9 protein-coding genes and 1 pseudogene are annotated in these 17,923 nt (G+C 56.8%); 2 read left to right on the forward strand and 8 right to left on the reverse strand.

Going from position 1 to position 17,923, the window contains the following annotated elements; translation table 11 throughout:
• Window positions 1–16: 16 nt before the first annotated feature.
• The 4 genes from HY868_13025 to HY868_13040 all read right to left on the reverse strand — a co-directional run bounded on the left by HY868_13025 (window position 17) and on the right by HY868_13040 (window position 5,450).
• Window positions 17–1,480 (reverse strand): DASS family sodium-coupled anion symporter, encoded by a 1,464-nt coding sequence (locus HY868_13025; protein ID MBI5303053.1) that lies wholly within the window; start codon window positions 1,478–1,480, stop codon window positions 17–19.
• Between the two features lie 126 nt (window positions 1,481–1,606).
• Window positions 1,607–2,680, reverse strand: coding sequence for a tartrate dehydrogenase (locus HY868_13030; GenBank protein MBI5303054.1), 1,074 nt, complete (start codon window positions 2,678–2,680; stop codon window positions 1,607–1,609).
• Between the two features lie 200 nt (window positions 2,681–2,880).
• A complete protein-coding gene (locus HY868_13035; protein MBI5303055.1) occupies window positions 2,881–3,642 on the reverse strand; it encodes a sulfite exporter TauE/SafE family protein in 762 nt (253 codons plus the stop codon).
• A gap of 164 nt (window positions 3,643–3,806) precedes the next feature.
• Complete coding sequence (locus tag HY868_13040) at window positions 3,807–5,450, reverse strand: aldehyde dehydrogenase family protein (GenBank protein ID MBI5303056.1); 1,644 nt, start codon at window positions 5,448–5,450, stop codon at window positions 3,807–3,809.
• 365 nt (window positions 5,451–5,815) lie between these two features.
• On the opposite strand from HY868_13040, the gene HY868_13045 reads away from it, so the two are divergent.
• Window positions 5,816–8,509 (forward strand): PAS domain S-box protein, encoded by a 2,694-nt coding sequence (locus HY868_13045; protein ID MBI5303057.1) that lies wholly within the window; start codon window positions 5,816–5,818, stop codon window positions 8,507–8,509.
• Window positions 8,510–8,717: 208 nt separating this feature from the next.
• Entirely contained in the window at window positions 8,718–10,241 is a 1,524-nt protein-coding gene (locus tag HY868_13050) for a YifB family Mg chelatase-like AAA ATPase (GenBank protein ID MBI5303058.1), read from the forward strand.
• 306 nt (window positions 10,242–10,547) lie between these two features.
• Here HY868_13050 and HY868_13055 read toward each other — a convergent pair whose 3' ends face one another.
• From HY868_13055 to moaA, 4 genes and pseudogenes are all read right to left on the reverse strand, one after another.
• Window positions 10,548–13,664: a PAS domain S-box protein gene (locus HY868_13055; GenBank protein MBI5303059.1), complete on the reverse strand. Its 3,117-nt coding sequence runs from the start codon at window positions 13,662–13,664 to the stop codon at window positions 10,548–10,550.
• Window positions 13,661–14,110, reverse strand: coding sequence for a response regulator (locus tag HY868_13060; GenBank protein MBI5303060.1), 450 nt, complete (start codon window positions 14,108–14,110; stop codon window positions 13,661–13,663). The genes HY868_13055 and HY868_13060 overlap by 4 nt, the downstream gene beginning before the upstream one ends.
• A 3-nt stretch (window positions 14,111–14,113) precedes the next feature.
• Complete coding sequence (locus tag HY868_13065; protein ID MBI5303061.1) at window positions 14,114–16,465, reverse strand: PAS domain S-box protein; 2,352 nt, start codon at window positions 16,463–16,465, stop codon at window positions 14,114–14,116.
• 232 nt (window positions 16,466–16,697) lie between these two features.
• Window positions 16,698–17,675 (reverse strand): annotated as a pseudogene (gene moaA, locus HY868_13070) (GTP 3',8-cyclase MoaA).
• Between the last annotated feature and the right edge of the window lie 248 nt (window positions 17,676–17,923).

Below are 17,923 nucleotides of genomic sequence, written 5' to 3' on the forward strand. Positions count from 1 at the left end.
GAATCGGCGAAACAGTTTATTTGGGTGGCATTGCCATCAAGTACGGTGTGCCGATGCCGATCAAGACGACCACAAAAATGACGCCAAAGATCAGACCCAGTTTCCAGAAATCGCCGCGCGAGATGTAGCCACTACCGTAGTAGATCGGCGAAGGACCGGTCGCGTACGGCGAAATGATGCCCATCAAGCCAAGCGCGTACACGCACATCAAGGCAAACGGGAGCATCGGGATGCCTTTGATCTGCATACCAACCGCGAGAATCACCGGCAACACCGCGGCGGTGTGCGCGCTGAGCGACGCAAAGAAATAGTGGATGAAGAAGAAGAGCGCAACCAGCAGACCCATCGCCATAATCGGATCTATGCCCGCCAATGGCGCTGCCGCCAACTTGGCGAACCAAGCAACGAACCCGACCATGTTCAGACCGTTCGCGAGCGTGACCAGGGTGGCAAACCACACGAGCACATTCCACGCGCCCTTGTTGGTGATGATTTCTTCCCAAGTTACTACGCTCGTGGCGAGCATCAACGCGATGCCGACCAGCACGACGGTCGTCGCGTTGATAAAGTTCTTGCCCAGGATTGGCAGATCGAACAAGTCATTCGAACCGGTGATCCAGAGGAAAATCGCGAGCACGACCAAGCCGATCATGACGAGTTCCTTGCTCGTGATGGGTCCCATCTTGTCCAGTTCTTTGCCCGCCCATACCGGAATTTCCTTGCTCGACTTGATTTCCGGCGGATAGATGAAATAGACCAGGACGGGTACGAGCGCGAGCAAAATCACGCCTATCGGCAAGAACCCTTGAAACCACTGCACCCAATTGATGTCGAGTTTCGTCGTGGTCTTGACGATGGCTAACGCGGCGGCATTCGGTGCGAGCGCGGTGATAAACATCGAACTCGTCACACACGTTGCCGCGAGCGCCGTCCACATAATGTACGAACCGATCTTGCGCGCGGTCGAATTCGGCTCGGAACCGTACAGCGCCGGAATGTTGCGAATGACCGGAAAGACCGTGCCCCCACTACGCGCCGTGTTCGACGGTGTGCCCGGCGCGAGCACCAGATCCGCCAGCGAGATGGCATAACCCAAACCCAGCGTGCTTCCGCCGAGCCACTTGACGAGCATCAACGCGACGCGGCGACCCAAGCCGGTCTTGTTATACCCCATCGAAAAAACGAACGCGCCGAAAATCAACCACACGGTTGTGTCGGCAAAACCGCTCAGCCCCCAATTGATGGATTGACCGATATTCGCGTTGACGTACCGCATCGCGGTGGCAAACGTGACACCGATCAAACCGATCGCGGCGGCGGGAATCGGCTCCAAAATCAAGCCGATAATCACGGCGGCAAAGAGCGCAAAGTACAACCACGCGCTCAACGTTAGTCCGGTGGGTGCGCCGACCAGGTAGCCATAGAGCGCAAGGATTGCCCATACCGCTAACGGCACGAGCACTTTGACGTTGACTTTCATTATTCCTCCTTGGGAAAAAATAAAACGCCTCCCAACCGATTTGAGAGGCGCTCAACACCTAAATGCAGAGGTGCGCGTCTCTGCACACCACACAAAACTGATTATACTACATTCATTTAAAAATCGCTATTTTACCATCGCGCGCATTTTGGCGATGATCGCGTCTGTCACCTCTTTGGTTTTCGCCGCGCCACCCAAATCCGGCGTTAGCACGCGCCCGTCCGCCGTCACCGCTTTGATCGCGGCATCAATCATTTTCGCCGCGCGCTTTTCGCCGATGAAATCGAGCATCATCGCGCCGCACCAAATCATCGCGATCGGATTGGCGATGCCCTTGCCGACAATGTCCGGCGCGGAACCATGCACTGGCTCGAACATCGAAGGATAGTCGCGTTCGGGGTTGATGTTGCCGCTCGCGGCGACGCCCATGCTCCCGCAAATCGCCGCGCCGAGATCAGTAAGAATATCGCCGAACAAGTTCGACGCGACGACCACGTCGAGCGATTCGGGTCGCAAGACAAAGCGCGCGGAGAGCGCGTCAATCAACACGCGCTCGACCGTGACCTCCGGAAATTCCTTGCCGACCTCGTCCACGATTTCATCCCAGAATGTCAGCGAGTGTTGTTGTGCGTTCGATTTCGTCGCGCTCACCAATTTCTTGCGCCGGCTCTGCGCGAGTTGGTACGAGTACCGCACCACGCGCTCCACGCCGACGCGGGAGAACACGGACGTTTCGATGGCAACTTCAATCGGCAAGCCGCGATGCGCACGACCGCCCGCACCGGTGTACTCGCCTTCGGTGTTTTCGCGGATGACGATGAAATCAATGTCGCCCACTTTTTTCCCGGCGAGCGGCGTCTTGACGCCGGGCAACAGTTCGCTCGGACGATAGCAGACGTACTGCTCGAATCCTTGGCAGATCGGCAACCGCAAACCGCGCAGTGAAATGTGATCGGGCACCGTCGGAAAACCGACCGCGCCGAAATAAATCGCGTCGAATGGTTTCAAAATTTTGAGACCATCGTCCGCCATCATCTTGCCGGTTTTCAAATAGTAATTGCATCCGTACGGAAAATACTCGTAACGAAATTGGTACCCGCCAGTCAGTTCGCCGGCAACATCCAACACGCGCACCCCTTCTGGAGCGACCTCTTCGCCAATCCCATCCCCGGGAATGACCGCAATGTTATAGTCTCTCATCGTACCTCCTAACTTTGCAAATTGCGAATGGCAAATTGCGAACTGTAATTCTACCGACCTGGGCGGATGCAGCAATTCGTAAACCACAGATTGCACGGATTGCACTGATTTATATTTTTATCAGTGCAATCCGTGCAATCTATGGTTGCTTTCCCGTTCAACTCGGAAGAGCCCAAATTGTGAATAGAGACCTTTTGCTTTTAACGCAGTAGCAGCCAACCGGATACGAGCACGCCGACGACGACGATAAAATTACGCAAGTCGCGTTGATTGATCCGTTTCGCCAGGCGCGCGCCGAGATAACCGCCCAAGATCGCGCCAATCGCCATCCACACGGCGAGCTGCCAGACCACCAAACCGCGCCACGCAAAAAAACAGAACGCGAGAAAGTTGATCATCGCGGCGAGAATCGTCTTCATCGCGTTCATCTTGTGCACATCGCGCAAACCCATGATGCTAAACGAACCCAGCATCAACACGCCGATGCCCGCGCCGAAATAACCGCCATACGCCGCGATGAAAAACTGAAAGAGAAAACCCCACACGCGACCCAGCCATGAGACGTGTTCGATATCCACGTCGCGCCGCGTGAGTTTGGCGTACACATCTTTGAACGCGAACAACAACGTCGCAAACAAAACCAGGAATGGCACAACGCGTCGAAACGTTTCTTCCGGCGTAACGACGAGCGCGAACGCGCCGGCGAGACTGCCGAGCGCGCTCGGAATGAGCAACGTCCACACGAGCGCGCCGTCGCGTTCCGTGTCGCGCGCGTACGCGAACGCGCCGCTCACCGAGCCGGGCCACAACGCCGACGTGTTCGTCGCGTTCGCGTTGATCGTTGGAATGCCAAACGCGACGAGCGCCGGAAACGACACGAGCGTACCGCCGCCGGCAACCGAGTTGATGCCGCCCGCCAGCACCGCGGCAATGAACAAGCCAATAAAACCGATGAGTTCCAAAGTAATGCTCCAGCGAATAGAATTTTGTCGTGATAAAGATACGCAAATTCCATTATACGACGCGCGCGCTGATTCTCCAAAAAACAAAACGCGGACGCGCGAAGCAAAACACTCCGTGCGTCCGCATTCCAACTAACGCACTATCAAACTACCGAACCATCGCACTACCCAACGATCCACCGCGACTGTTCGCGCATGAATTGTTGAATATAGTACGGACCCAGCCCGCTCTTGCCGGTACTGCCGCTCCCTTTCCATCCGCCGAACGAGTTGACGCCGGGCCACGCGCCGGTCGTCGCGCCGGCGCGACGATTCGAGTACGTCACACCGGCTTGGATGTGGTCGAAGAAGTAATCAATCTCGCTCTGTTCGTGACTGTAAATCCCGGCGCACAATCCGTAATCCGAGTCGTTCGCACAGCGCATCGCGATCTCGAACGAGTCCACGCCCGCGACGACGAGGATCGGCAGGAACAATTCTTCCTGGAACAATTTGTGCGTCGCCGGCAATGCGACAATCGCCGGTTCGACGAAATAACCGTTTGCAAATTCGCCGCCGAGCGCGTTGCCGCCGAGCAGGAACGTGCCACCTGCCGCGCGCGCCTCGTTCGCCGCGCGCAAGTACACATCCACCGCGGCTTTGTTGATGACAGGTCCCATAAATGTCGGCTTGAGCGTTGGATCGCCGACCTTGACGCGGTCGCGCGTGTATTGGACGAGGAGTTCGAGGAATTTTTCCTTGACGCGATTGTCCACGTAGACACGCGAGCACGCGCTGCACTTTTGCCCGTCGAACCCGAACGCGGCTTTCATCACGCCTTCCGCCGCTTCGTCGAGATCCGCGCTCGCGGTCACAATCGCCGGATTCTTGCCGCCCATTTCCGCGATGACCGGCTTGGGATGATTTTTCGCGAACGTGTGATACAACTGCATACCGATTTCAAGCGAGCCGGTAAACACCATCGCGTCCACGCCGGGGTTCTCTTGCAATTCGACGCCGACCGCCGACCCAGGTCCGACCATCAAGTTGAACGCGCCGTTCGGCACGCCCGCGTCCGCGAACGCGCGATAAATTTCGTACCCGGCGACCGGCGATTCGGACGAGGGCTTGAACACGACTGCGTTGCCGGCGACGAGCGCGCCCGCACTCATCCCGGTCGCGAGCGCCATCGGAAAATTCCACGGCGCGATGACGCCCCACACGCCGTACGGTCGCAGAACGCTCATCGTCTTTTGCCCCGCTCCCGGCGATTCGAGCGGCAGCACGAAACCTTTGTGAAATTCCATCCGCTCGCAATAATAGCGAATCAACTCAGCCGATTCGTTCACTTCGGCGAGCGCCTCAGCGCGATTCTTGCCAACCTCGAACGCCATCCACGCGGAAATTTCGAAACGCCGTTCGACGATCAAATCGGCAGCGCGGCGCAAAATCTTGAGACGCGCGCGATAATCCAGCGCGCTCCATGCGGGAAACGCCGCGCGCGCGGCGCGAATCGCGGCGCGCGTATCCTCGCGCGTGCCTTTCGGAAAATAACTGACGACCCAGTTCGTGTTCACCGGACTCGCGTGCGCCATCTCGCCGGCGGACGACGCGCGCGCTTCGCCGTTCACGAAATTCGTAAAGTGCTTGCCGAGTTCGGCGCGTACCTTGGCGACGGCGGCGTCGTATGCTTCATCGTCTTTGGGTGTGACGGCGAGCGTCGCGTACGTAATCTTGGGCAGTTTGCCTTTTGGCGCGGCGGCTTTTTTCGCCGGACGCTTGACGATTGATTTCTTCACGGGTTTGGTCGGTTTCTTTTTGACTGGCATTTCGATTCCTCCTTCAAGATGATAGTAAACAAGTAGATTGGTAAACAAGGATACAAGTCTCACCGGTCTACTTGTCTACCTGTTTCCTCCTTACCATATTTCCCGAAAATTGTAACCGCAATCGCAACGCGTGTCAAAAGTGTCTGGTTTGCTTCAATTCATCGGCGGTAGAATGCAGGTCACGTTTAGTCTCAAGTCTCGGAGTACGGCAAGTCTCGGCGGATTGCTGGTTTTCCGATCAATTTCCAATTTTCTTTACCCAGTTTTTTGACAGCGCAATTCATTCGCGATACAGTAGATTGTATACCATTGACGCGTCGCAAACGCTACTCGCGTGCGCCGCGTAAAGGAGAATTCATTTGCAATTGGTCCGCCACCAAATCCAACACCTTCTTGTCGTCGCTATCCTTTTACTCGGGCTGGCGTTGACCAGTTTGTATAGTTACTTGTTGTTCCACACCCTGGCAGAAGTGTTTAGCGTCGGCGTCGGCATCGGTGTGTTCATCGTCGCATGGAACGCGCGACAGTGGATCGCCAATACCTATCTTTTGTTTATCGGAATCGGCTTTGTATTTATCAGCATCATAGACGTGGTGCATACGCTCGCGTTCAAGGGCATCGGTATCTTTCGCGAGTACGACGCTAACTTGCCCACCCAGTTGTGGGTCGCCGCGCGCTATCTCCAAAGTGTTTCGCTCCTCATTGCGCCGCTCTTCCTGCGCCGGCGGTTGCCTGGATCGTTCATCCTCGCCGGCTATAGCATAGTCACAATTGTTTTGCTCGGAGTGATTTTTGGAAACCTCTTTCCGGTCTGTTACATCGAAGGGGCGGGTCTCACGCCGTTCAAAATCGTCAGCGAATATATCATTTGCGCGATCTTCACCGCATCCATCTTTGTGTTGATTCGCCAGCGCCGCCACTTTGACCACGGCATTTTGAATCTCCTGATCTTCGCGACGATCGCCTCGATTGGTTCGGAAATCGCCTTTACGTCGTACTTGGGCGTGTACGATCTTGCCAATCTGGTCGGTCACCTTTTCAAGGTCATTGCATTTTACTTGATCTATCTTTCGCTGATCGAAAGTGGTCTGCAAAGACCCTATGACTCGTTGTTTCGGAGTCTCAAACAAAGCGAGGAAAGCTTTGCGCGCAGTAACGCTTACTTTCGCGCGCTCACCGAAAATGCGCACGATTTAATTACCGTGGTGAACGCGGATGGCACCGTGCGATATTGCAGTCCATCCATGCAACGGCTCCTCGGCGATACCGTTGCCGAGATCACCAATCAGAATATGCTGGATTGGATGCATCCCGACGATAGAGTCACTTTGACGCGCACATTTACCGCGAGTCTCGAAAACCCCAACCAGGTCACCCACTTTCAAGTGCGGATCTGCCGGAAAGACAGCGATTGGGCGGTGATTGAAGGAACGATCTGCAACTTGCTCGCTAACCCGGCGGTGGAAGGGCTGGTTATCAACTCACGCGACATTACTGCGCGCAAAAAAGCGGACCAAGTAATCTCCAATCTCGCCAAGTTTCCCACGGAAAACCCCAATCCGGTATTACGCTTGAACTTGGAGGGCGTCATTCTGTATGCCAACCTAGCAAGCCAGGGTTTGCTCGCAGAATGGCAAAGCGTAGTGGGAAAATACGCGCCCCCGCTTGTATGCGACTTGGTCAGCCAAGCATTCAAGAACTCGTCGCGGACCACCACGGAGATTGTTTGCGGCGAGCGAATCTTTTTATTCTACATTACGCCGGTCGTCGAGGGGGGCTATGCCAATTTCTATGGGCACGATATTACCGAACGCAAACGCGCGGCAGAAGCATTGCGCGAGAGCGAGGAACGATTCCGGCTTGCGTTCGAAAACTCGAACATTGGCATGGCGATGATAGACCTGAGCTGGCGTTTTCTGCGCGTCAACCATCGCTTGGGCGAGATTCTGGGCTACTCGGAAAACGAATTGATGGCTCTAAAAGTGAATGACGTGACGCACCCCGACGACATGGACACGAGTCCCCTGTTCGGTCGGCGCGCCCTCGCCGGAGAGATCGAGCATGACGAATTTGAGAAACGGTACATTCACCGGCAAGGGCAGATTGTATGGGTGCGCGTGGCAAGTTCACTCGTGCGCGACGCGCGTGGCGCGCCGCTCTATTTTTTCTCACACGTCCAAGACATTACTGCGTACAAACAAGTGGGATTGCGTCTGCGCCAACTCTCGCGCGCCGTCGAGCAAAGCCCGGCGTCTATCGTCATCACCGATACGGACGGCACGATTGAGTACGTCAATCCAAAATTCACTCAAATAACCGGCTATACGTTTGAAGAGGCATTGGGCAAGAATCCGCGCATTTTGAAATCGGGCGAGATGGCGCAGGAAACCTACACCGAGTTGTGGAACACGATCCTAGCGGGAAAAGAATGGCACGGCGAGTTTCACAACAAAAAGAAGAACGGCGAACGTTATTGGGAATCCGCCTCCATCTCGCCCATCGCCGATGTGTCCGGCAAAATTACGCATTTCGTCGCGGTCAGAGAAGACATCACTGCGCGCAAGCAGGCGGAGAGGCAATTGTACTATTTGAGCACGCACGATGCGTTGACAGGGTTGTATAACCGAATGCACTTTGAGGCGGAGCTCGCGCGCCTGGAATATAGCCGCGCCTTTCCAGTGAGTGTGATCGTCGCCGACGCCGATAATATGAAAGGAATCAATGATTCGCGGGGGCACGCGGCGGGCGATGAACTATTGCGGCGCGCGACCGCCGTGTTCCACCAGGTCTTTCGTGCGTCCGACATCATCGCGCGCGTCGGCGGGGATGAGTTCGCCATTCTCTTGCCGGCGACGGACGCGTTCACCGCGGAGCAAATTTTGATGCGAATCCACGAAAAACTCGTCGAATACCGGGCGACGACTACCGACTTGCCACTCGATCTTTCGCTCGGTGTGGCGACGACCGTAGACGACCACCTCGAAGAAACATTGAAACTCGCCGATCAACGAATGTATGCTGACAAGCGCGCCCATAAGCAAAGTGTCAACACCCGCTAGATGATCCGATCCAAAATGTGCGCGCCAAATAAAGACGCGGTTCTTATTTCTGGCAGGCGCGTGCGCTTTTGTGAAAACAAAAACCTGGGGAACCTGAATACTCCAAACCCGTACGGTTGGTTCTGGTTTTGACATCCCGCGCGCACGCGAGTACAATCTTTCGGCAATTGCACGCGGGTACTCATTCTCGCACGATGGAGACACGCCAATGCTCGCCAAAGTCACCAGTTGCGCGGTCGTCGGTCTCGACGGCGCGCTCGTGGATGTCGAAGTCTACATCTCCAACGGTCAACCTGGGTTGACCATCGTCGGTCTCCCCGATGCCGCGGTGCAGGAATCACGCGAACGCGTGCGCGCCGCGATCAAGAACTCTAGTTTCGCCTATCCCTTCGACAAGCGCATCACGGTCAACCTCGCGCCCGCCGATCTTCGCAAAGAAGGACCAGCGTACGATTTGCCCATCGCGGTTGGTCTGCTGATCGCGTCCGAACAAATCCACGCGGATCTGACACGCACGCTCATCATCGGCGAGTTATCGCTCGACGGAATCGTGCGTCACACGAACGGCGTCCTGCCGATGGCGGCGGTTGCGCGCGAACGCGGTTTCGATGCGCTCTTCGTTCCTGCCAGCGATGCGCCCGAAGCCGCCCTCGTCCCCGATGTAAAGGCGTATCCCATCGAAACATTGTTCGCGCTCGCCGCGCATTTGAACGCGCTGCAACCACTCGCGCCGTACTGCGCGTCGCGCGATTTTTCGCCGGACACGGCGCCCAGTTACGCAACCGATTGTGCCGAAGTGCGCGGACAGGAACATGTCAAGCGCGCGCTTGAAGTGGCGGCGGCGGGGCAACATAACTTGTTGATGATGGGTCCCCCAGGCGCGGGCAAGACCTTGCTCGCGCGTTCGTTCCCTTCGATTCTGCCCAACCTCACGCTCGAAGAATCCCTCGAGATCACGCGCATCTATTCGGTGAACGATATGTTGCCGAGCGATTCACCACTCGTGCGGCATCGCCCGTTCCGCGCGCCGCATCACACGATTTCGCACGCGGGTCTCGTCGGCGGCGGACGGTGGCCCCGCCCCGGCGAAATTTCGCTGGCGCATCGCGGCGTGTTGTTCCTCGACGAATTGCCGGAATTTGATTCGCGCAGTCTTGAGGTGATGCGCCAACCACTCGAAGACAAGGTCGTAACGATTTCGCGCGCGCAAGGCTCGCTCACGTTCCCAGCGAATTTTATGCTGATCGCTGCGATGAATCCCTGTCCCTGCGGCTACTATGGCGACCCTGTCAAAGAGTGTACCTGCTCGCTTTCGAATGTGTTACGCTATCAAAAACGCATCAGCGGTCCGTTGCTCGATCGGATTGATATTCACATCGAAGTGCCGCGTGTGGATTACGAGAAACTCTCCGGCGACCGGCTCGGCGAAACATCGGAGACGATTCGTGCGCGCGTGGAGAACGCGCGGACGCGCCAACGCGCGCGGTTTGCCGGCACAAATCTGCAATGCAACGGCGACATGGGACCGGCGGAAGTGCGGCGGTTTTGCGAGATAGACAGCGCGGGGAAAAATCTTTTGCGCGCGGCGATGCAACAAATGCAGATGAGTGCGCGCGCGTATCATCGCATCTTGAAACTGGCGCGCACGATTGCCGATCTGGCGGACTGCGATAAAATCGAAACGCCGCATTTGGCGGAGGCGATCCAATACAGACCCAGGAAGCAGGCGTAGAAAATGGTTGCGCTATTCAGATTTCTAAAGTTTTTGGACACTTTGGAGATCTGAACGTCCTCAATCCGAAAGGAATCTGCTCTAAGCAACGCTCGCATCCCCGATGGTGACCCGACACTGAATCGTGGAGTCAAAATGGGGCGATTGAAATCGCCTTTAGTGGGCGTTCCGCCGGGCGTCCATCCCTCATTGCATTCGGGACAATTGCCTACGTGGACGCCGCATTTCGCCTGCGTAGGCGGGCGACCAGCCAACGGCTCATGCGGGGCAATTTCAATTGCCCATGTTCAGATCACGCTCCACGATTTAATGGAGTGCTACCTCCCCGATCAGTTGCAAGAAAATCTCAACGACTTGAAGATCAAAGTGCCGGCCGGCTTGAGCGCGGATATGTTCGCGCACCTCTTGTTTCGAAAGCGCCGTGCGGTACGGTCGGTCCGACGACATCGCGTCCCACACATCTACCACCGCGAAGATTCTTGCGGACAGCGGAATTTGTTCACCGCTCAACCCGCGCGGATAACCGGTCCCATCCCACTTTTCGTGATGACAGTGCGGAATGTCCAGCGCGTGGCGCAAGTATTCAATCGGCGCGAGCATATTATACGCGTACTCCGGATGCTTGCGCATGACCTTCCACTCTTCGTCGCTCAACGCGCCCGGTTTGAGGAGGATGCTGTCCGGGATGCCCATTTTGCCGATGTCGTGGAGCAGCGCGCCCCGGCGAACTTGAACCAATTCCGCCTCGTTCAGACCCATCGCGCGCGCGAGACGCAGCGTCATCTCGGTGACGCGCTGAGTGTGCCCTTCCGTCTCTTTGTCGCGCAGATCGAGCGCGCGCGACCAACCCTCGATGGTCGCATCATACGAAAGCACCAGTTCGCTGTTCGCACTCTGCAAACCGTTGAACAGTTCGGCGTTGTCTATCGCGATGGCGGCTTGCCCGGCGAGCGTTTCAAAAAAATCCATCCACTCGGGGTCGGGACTGAGCAGGGCGCGATGGAAAACTTCTAAAACGCCTTTGACCTTTCCTTTGGCAATGAGGGGAACACTCAAGTAGGCGATGAAATCCTCGCCCGCTGTGAGATGGGCTTTAGTGAATGGACGCGCTGCCTCTTTCAGATTGGGGATGCTGATCAGCCGGCGTTCCAGCGCGGCTTGACCAGCATGGTCCTCCCCCAGGCGCAGAGTCAAGCGCGTGATGCCGCTTCCCCGAAAACCGCGTTCCGCGATGAACTCTAGCGTATTCAAATGTGGGTTGAGCAACAACACAGTGGCGGCATCCACGCGCAGTTGTGTCGTCACATGAGCAAGGAGAAGATCAAGTGTGATATGAAGGTCAATGTTGCTACCGATCGCTCTATCAATCGCGTGTAGGGCGGCGAGTCGCTCCACCTGCCGCTCAGTCTGTTCGTGCAAAGTCGCGCGGTGAATCGCATTCGCGGCGATATCGGCGATGGCGGTGAATAGACGCATCTCCCCGTCGCCCATCGCGGTCTTGCGCGCAATCCACAACAAGCCAATGATTTGTTCCTGGGCGATCAGCGGCACACCCGCGATGGCAGTACACCCGCCAATCAGATCCGGTCGGAACAGTTTCCGGTCGTTTGGCGCATCGTTGTTCAGGTAGGACTGGCGCGTGGCGAGAACTTGCGCCGTCAATCCTTTGCCCGGTGGAATGCGCTCGCCGGTGACAGGCGCCCAAATCCCCCGACCCAATTCGGTTATCGTTTCACCACTGACTGGGTCAAGCATCTCAAATGCCGCGCCATCGGCGTTCAACAAAATCAACAATTGATCGAGAAGGATCGGCAACATTGCCGCGCGAGTTTGCGCGACCCGCAAGGCAGTGCTTACATTCGCGATCGCTTCCAGTTCGCGCTCACGGTGCTTGCGCTCGGTGATGTCGCTCACCATCCCGCGCACAATCGGCGCGGCGACGCCTTCGGTGCGCAGCGTATTGGTGTATTCCCAGATTCGCTTTTCCCCGGTGCTGGTCTGTACCAGCATCAAGCCGCTGGCTGTTCCATCTCTCTGGATGGCGACCAGATATTCGGCAAACTGGTCGCGCACCTCGGGCGCGAGAATGTCGCGCAGGTTCATTTTCAAGAGAGTGTCTGCGTCAATCCCCAGTTGTTTTGCCGCCGCCGGGTTCACGGAGAGAATCCGTCCCTGCAAATCGTGGGTGCAGATCAGATCATGGCTGTGCTCCACCAGGTCGCGATAGCGATCCTCGCTCTCCCTTAGCGCCGCCTCCGCGCGTTTACGTTCGGTGATCAAGGTCAATGTCACGATGATCTGGGTTGGCGCATCGCCCGCGCTGGAACTCAGAATCGTCTCTCTGCTTTGCACCCATTCCCAATCGCCATCTTTCCGCTTGAGCCGGTACTCGATGGCGCTCGCGCCACCCGCCGATCCTCTTTGCATGACTTGATGCCAGTGCGCTCTCACCGCAGATAGGTCATCCGGATGAATGGCAAAGAAAATAGAACCTGGCGCAAGCAATTCACTTCGGGAATACCCGCAAAATTCTTCACGATTAAAAAAGACCGTCTGGTTCTTGGTTAGATCCAACACATAGATAACGTCCGGCGAGTTAGTGGCAAGGCGATGAAAGCGCTCTTCACTTTCCTGCCGCGACTTTTCTGCTCGCTTGCGCTCGGTGACGTCGTGCGCGACGACGAGCGCGGCTGGGCGTCCGGCGAATTCTAATTTGTGAGAGACGATCTCGACATCAATGAGTGAACCGTTTTTGAGCCGGTGTCGCCACTCACCGGAAAATTGAATGTCGGGTCGCGTTTGTCGAACATTCTCAAGCAGACGCGCGACGTCTTCTGCCGGACGAATGTCCGTGATACGCATCTGCAAAAATTCGTCGCGCGAGAAACCATATTTGAGTACCGCGGTATCGTTGACCTCCAAGAAAGCCAGCGTTTCCAAATCGTAAACCCACATCGGATGCGGATTGTTGGTAAACAAATAGCGGAAAGATGTTTCACTTTCCTGGAGCGCCTCTGCCGCGCGCGTGTGTTCAACCCCCAGACGCCTTTTTTCGAGCGCAGCACGAATCACCAGTGGCAATCGCCGAATGTGTTTCGGCGTCTTGATCACGTAATCCGCCGCGCCGCGCTTGAGCGCCTCGACGGCAATTTCTTCTGAGCCGGTCCCAGTGACAATCACTACCGGCACTTGCGGATTTCTTGCATGAACGGCGTCGAGAACTTGGAGCCCTTCAAAGCCCAGGATATTGAAATCACTCAGCACGAGGTCATAATCGCCTTCGGCGAGCCGCGCTTCGAAATCCGCGCGCGATCTTGCTTCCGTGACTTGAAAACCACCCTGCTCTTTTTCCAACGCATCGCGCACCAACTCACGGTCGAGTGGGTAATCGTCAACGTAGAGAATGCGAATGAGTTCGCTCATGGCTCACCCTCCGGCGGCGCGACGTTAAGCGAGAACCAGTATCCTTCGATTTGCCGAACGACGCTCAAGAATCCTTCGAACGAAACCGGCTTGACGATGTAACTGTTTGCACCGCCGTCGTATGAGAGCGCGCGGTCGCCCTCTTCCTTCGACGAGGTGAGAATGACGACCGGCAGGCGCTTGAGGAGTGGCGTGTTCTTGACTTGGCGTAGCACTTCAAAGCCGTCAATGCCCGGGAGTTTCAGGTCGAGCAAAATGAGGTTCGGCAAGAGATACGCGTGGCGGTCGGCGTACTTGCCGCGCCCGAACAAATAATCGAGCGCGTCTTCTCCATTCGGCGCGACGTGAATCGTATTGAGCAAGCGCGCTTCACGAAACGCGTCGAGCGTCAACTCGACATCCATGCGATTGTCCTCGACGAGTAAAATGTGCGCCGATCTGTTCATAGATCACTCCTTCAACAACCTAACACAAAACGTACTCCCCTCGCCTACGCGTGACTCTACCCACACCCTTCCGCCCAACAACGCGACCGATTTTTTCACCGTCGCGAGTCCGATGCCGGTGCCGGGATAGTCCTCTTCACTATGCAAACGCTGAAAGACGTTAAAGATTTTTTCGTGGTGCTCCGGTGCAATGCCGATGCCATTGTCGCGCACGCGGATGATAACATCTTTCCCCGCGGTTTGCCAATTGACCGCGATCTGCGCGGGCGCGTCCGGCTTGCGATACGTGAGAGCGTTTTCGAGCAGGTTCGTGAAAACCTGGGTTAACAACGTCTTGTCGCCGATCACGGTCGGCAGATCGTCCGCGACCTCCAACGTTCCGCCCATTTCCGTTAGCCGCGCGGACAGGTCGCTTGCGAGCGGCGCGAAAATCGCGCGCAGCGGCACCGGCTCGCGGCGCACACTCTGGCGTCCAAGACGCGAGTACTGCAAGAGATCGTCAATCAAATGTCCCATTCGCTCGCTTGCCTGGACGATGTTGTCAACGTAATGCCTGCCTTCGTCGTTCAAGTTCGCGCGATGCCGGCGCGCAACGATTTCCGCAAAGCCGCTGACGGCGCGCAGCGGCGCGCGCAGATCGTGCGACACCGAGTACGAAAACGATTCGAGTTCCTTGTTCGCGGTTTGCAGTTGCGCGGTGCGCTCGACGACGCGCTGTTCCAGTTCGGCATTCAGTTTGCGGATTTCTTCTTCCGCGCGCTTGCGCTCGGTGATGACTTCGGAGAAGAGGATGATTCCGCCGATCTCGCCTGTGTGCACGTACCAGGGACGGATTTCCCAACGCACCCAATCCAGTTCCCCATTGGCACGCGGGAATGGGTCTTCCCCTGCCTGTTCTATCGCTCCAGCCAAACATCGTCGGTGAATCTCTTTCCATCGTTCAGGAATTTCTGGAAAGACCTCGTAGTGCGAGCGACCAATCAAATTCTGCTCCCCCAAGTCATAATCTATGAGATAGCGCCGGCTTGCCACAATGTACTTCATTTCCTGATCGAGCATCGCGATGGCGGCGGGAGAATGTTCGACGAACAGGCGCAAGATTCGTTCCTCTTGTTGGATTTTCTCTTCCGCGCGTTTGCGCTCGGTGATGTCGAGCGTCGTCCCGATGAAATATTTTTCGCCAGCCAATTCGATCACATCGCGCGAGAGCAACGCCGTGCCCATCTCGCCTGATTTCGTGCGGAACCTGGCTTCAAAGTTGCACAGCGATCCTTGCTCGCGCATGATCCGCATCATTTCCACGCGCTCGGCGGGATCCACCCACAACCCCGCTTCCAGCGCGGTCCGCCCGATCAATTCTTCGCGTGCGTAACCTAGCCGCTTTAGGAAACTGGCGTTCACGTCCACGTAGTGTCCGTCTGATCTACGGGTGATGCTGATTGCCACCGGACTGGCGTAAAAGATTTTGGAGAATTTCTCTTCGCTCTCGCGCAGCGCCTCTGCCGCGCGTTTGCGCTCGGTGATGTCGCCCATCGCCGCGACCATCCCGATCAATTCGCCACGCGCGTCACGCAACGGCGCGGCGTTGATGGACAAGATGACGCGCGCGCCGTCGGCGCGTTCAATAGCGTGCTCCACATCATACACCGGCTTGCCGCTCTGCATCACACGGACAAAAGGAAGATTCTCTTCTGGGAAATGCCCTCCGTCCACCGCGGTGATCTTCCAACCCGGATCGTTGTAAACTCGTTCCGTAATACCGCTGCGCGTCAATCCGAGGGTTTTTTCGGCGGCGGAATTGGCAAACGTAATGTGTCCTTGACGATCTAGAATTACAATGCTCTCCGGAACGGTTTCGACGATGCGTGCCAGACGGTCTTCGCTTTCGCGCCGCGCCAGCTCCGCGCGCTTTTTGTCCGTGACGTCGTGAAAGAAAATCGCGAGTCCCTCTTTGGACGGATAGATGCGATTCTCAAACCAGCGGTCGTACGGCGGATAATATTCTTCGAGAAAAATCGGCTGTTGCGTCTCGACCGCCTTGTAGTACGCGTGATAAAACGGCTGCCCGATGCCTTCCGGAAATTCGGTCCAGATATGCTTGCCGATCAACTGCTCGCGCGTGCGCCCAAACGTCTGCGCGGCTTTGGCGTTGACGTAGGTGTAGCGCCAATCATTGTCCAGCGCGACGAAGGAATCCGAAACGCTTTCCAGGATTTTTTCGATTTGCGCCTCCGCGCCAGGGCGCGCGCGTTCTTGCTCTGCGCGTTTGCGCGTTGTAGCGTCGCGAGCAACGCTCTTGCTGGCAGTCCGTCTGCTTGCATGGCGCGGCGCATTGATTTTGCGATTCGCTTTCATTCTTTCACCTTCTCCACCGTCTACGCGATGAAGGCAAAACGTTAACGCCTCTGCTCCAAAACGATTTCATGCGTGCGGCTGTGTTTGCGGTCGAGGGTGCTCGACCTGGCATCATCCCATTCGTCGCGAAAACAAAAAGGCACCTACTGCGAATGCCCATGTATATGACAATCGCTTTGGTGCCCTCCCTCGCTAGTTGGCGATTCATGATCCCGTATTCCTGGGTCGTCGTCTACCCACCGATCTGAGACATGGCGCCGGCTTCGATCTTGAAATCATCGCCGAAGGGATGATGCTCGGGTTTGGAATCTATCGCGCGCGCGAGCAACTCTTGCAAACCGGCTTCGCTGACGCCTTCGCACAAGGCGTGGCGCATATCCACGCCGCGGTCTCCGAACAGACACGCACACAACGAACCGGACGCGGTTACCCGAATTCGATTGCACGCGTTGCAAAAATGTTCGCTCGCCGGCGTGATAAAACCGACCGTGCCGCGCGCATTCGGGAGACGGTATGTCCGCGCCGGACCGTTGCCGCGTGGCGCGTCGCCTGCCATCAACGCGGGCAACCGCGCGATCAATTCATTCGCCGCGATGAAATGCTGGGCGAAAAATTCGCGCGCCGCATCGCCCGCGCCGACCGGCATCAGTTCGATGAACCGCACGTGCCAATCGCGTTCGACAGTGAGCCGCGCCAAATCCTCGAATTCGTCGTCGTTGATGCCGCGCATCGCGACGACATTGATTTTGAGCGGCGCGAGTCCCGCCGCTTCCGCGGCGACGATCCCAGACCAGACCGCGTCGAACGCATCCACGCCGACGATCTGTGCGAACCGCTCGCGGCGCACACTATCGAGACTGATGTTGACGCGGCGCAACCCAGCATCGGCAAGCGGCTGGGCTAGTCGGTCGAGCAAAAATCCGTTCGTCGTCAGCGCGAGATCGCGCACGCCGTCAATCGCGGCAATCGCGCGCGTAATGTCCACGATGTCGCGGCGCAAGAGCGGCTCGCCGCCGGTCAATCGAATTTTGGTGACGCCGAGCGCGACCGCGCTGCGAACCACGCTTTCGATTTCGTTGAGCGTGAGCGGCGACGTGGATGGGGTGACGTATCCATCCGGCGCGCAATAGGCGCAACGAAAGTTGCACGCCTCCGTCACCGAGAGACGCATGTATTCAATGTTCCGACCAAACGTGTCTTGCATGTTGGAATCCTGTAGTCAAAAATCAGCGGTCCGAAGCCAGGATTCAGAAGCCAGAAGAATAATTCTGAATTCTGAATTCTGATTCCTGGATTCGCGTTTGTGAATAGTACGCGCCCTAGCAGTTTGTCGGAGAGGAATCGCGAAATGCCTCCTCCCCGACCCAAGATCGCCAAATTTCTTTCGCAACCTGGGTCTCAGCGGGCTTTCTGTCGTCGTGCAGGCGCGCGAAAACTGCGCCGACAATTAGTCGGCCA

Source organism: Chloroflexota bacterium (assembly GCA_016219275.1).
Classification (GTDB): domain Bacteria; phylum Chloroflexota; class Anaerolineae; order UBA4142; family UBA4142; genus JACRBM01.

Coding starts and splice junctions, on each gene's coding strand:
- HY868_13060 (MBI5303060.1), bottom strand. CDS start 14,110: ATGAACAGATCGGCGCACATTTTACTCGTCGAGGACAATCGCATGGAT.
- HY868_13065 (MBI5303061.1), bottom strand. CDS start 16,465: ATGAAAGCGAATCGCAAAATCAATGCGCCGCGCCATGCAAGCAGACGG.
- HY868_13050 (MBI5303058.1), top strand. CDS start 8,718: ATGCTCGCCAAAGTCACCAGTTGCGCGGTCGTCGGTCTCGACGGCGCG.
- HY868_13055 (MBI5303059.1), bottom strand. CDS start 13,664: ATGAGCGAACTCATTCGCATTCTCTACGTTGACGATTACCCACTCGAC.
- HY868_13025 (MBI5303053.1), bottom strand. CDS start 1,480: ATGAAAGTCAACGTCAAAGTGCTCGTGCCGTTAGCGGTATGGGCAATC.
- HY868_13030 (MBI5303054.1), bottom strand. CDS start 2,680: ATGAGAGACTATAACATTGCGGTCATTCCCGGGGATGGGATTGGCGAA.
- HY868_13040 (MBI5303056.1), bottom strand. CDS start 5,450: ATGCCAGTCAAAAAGAAACCGACCAAACCCGTGAAGAAATCAATCGTC.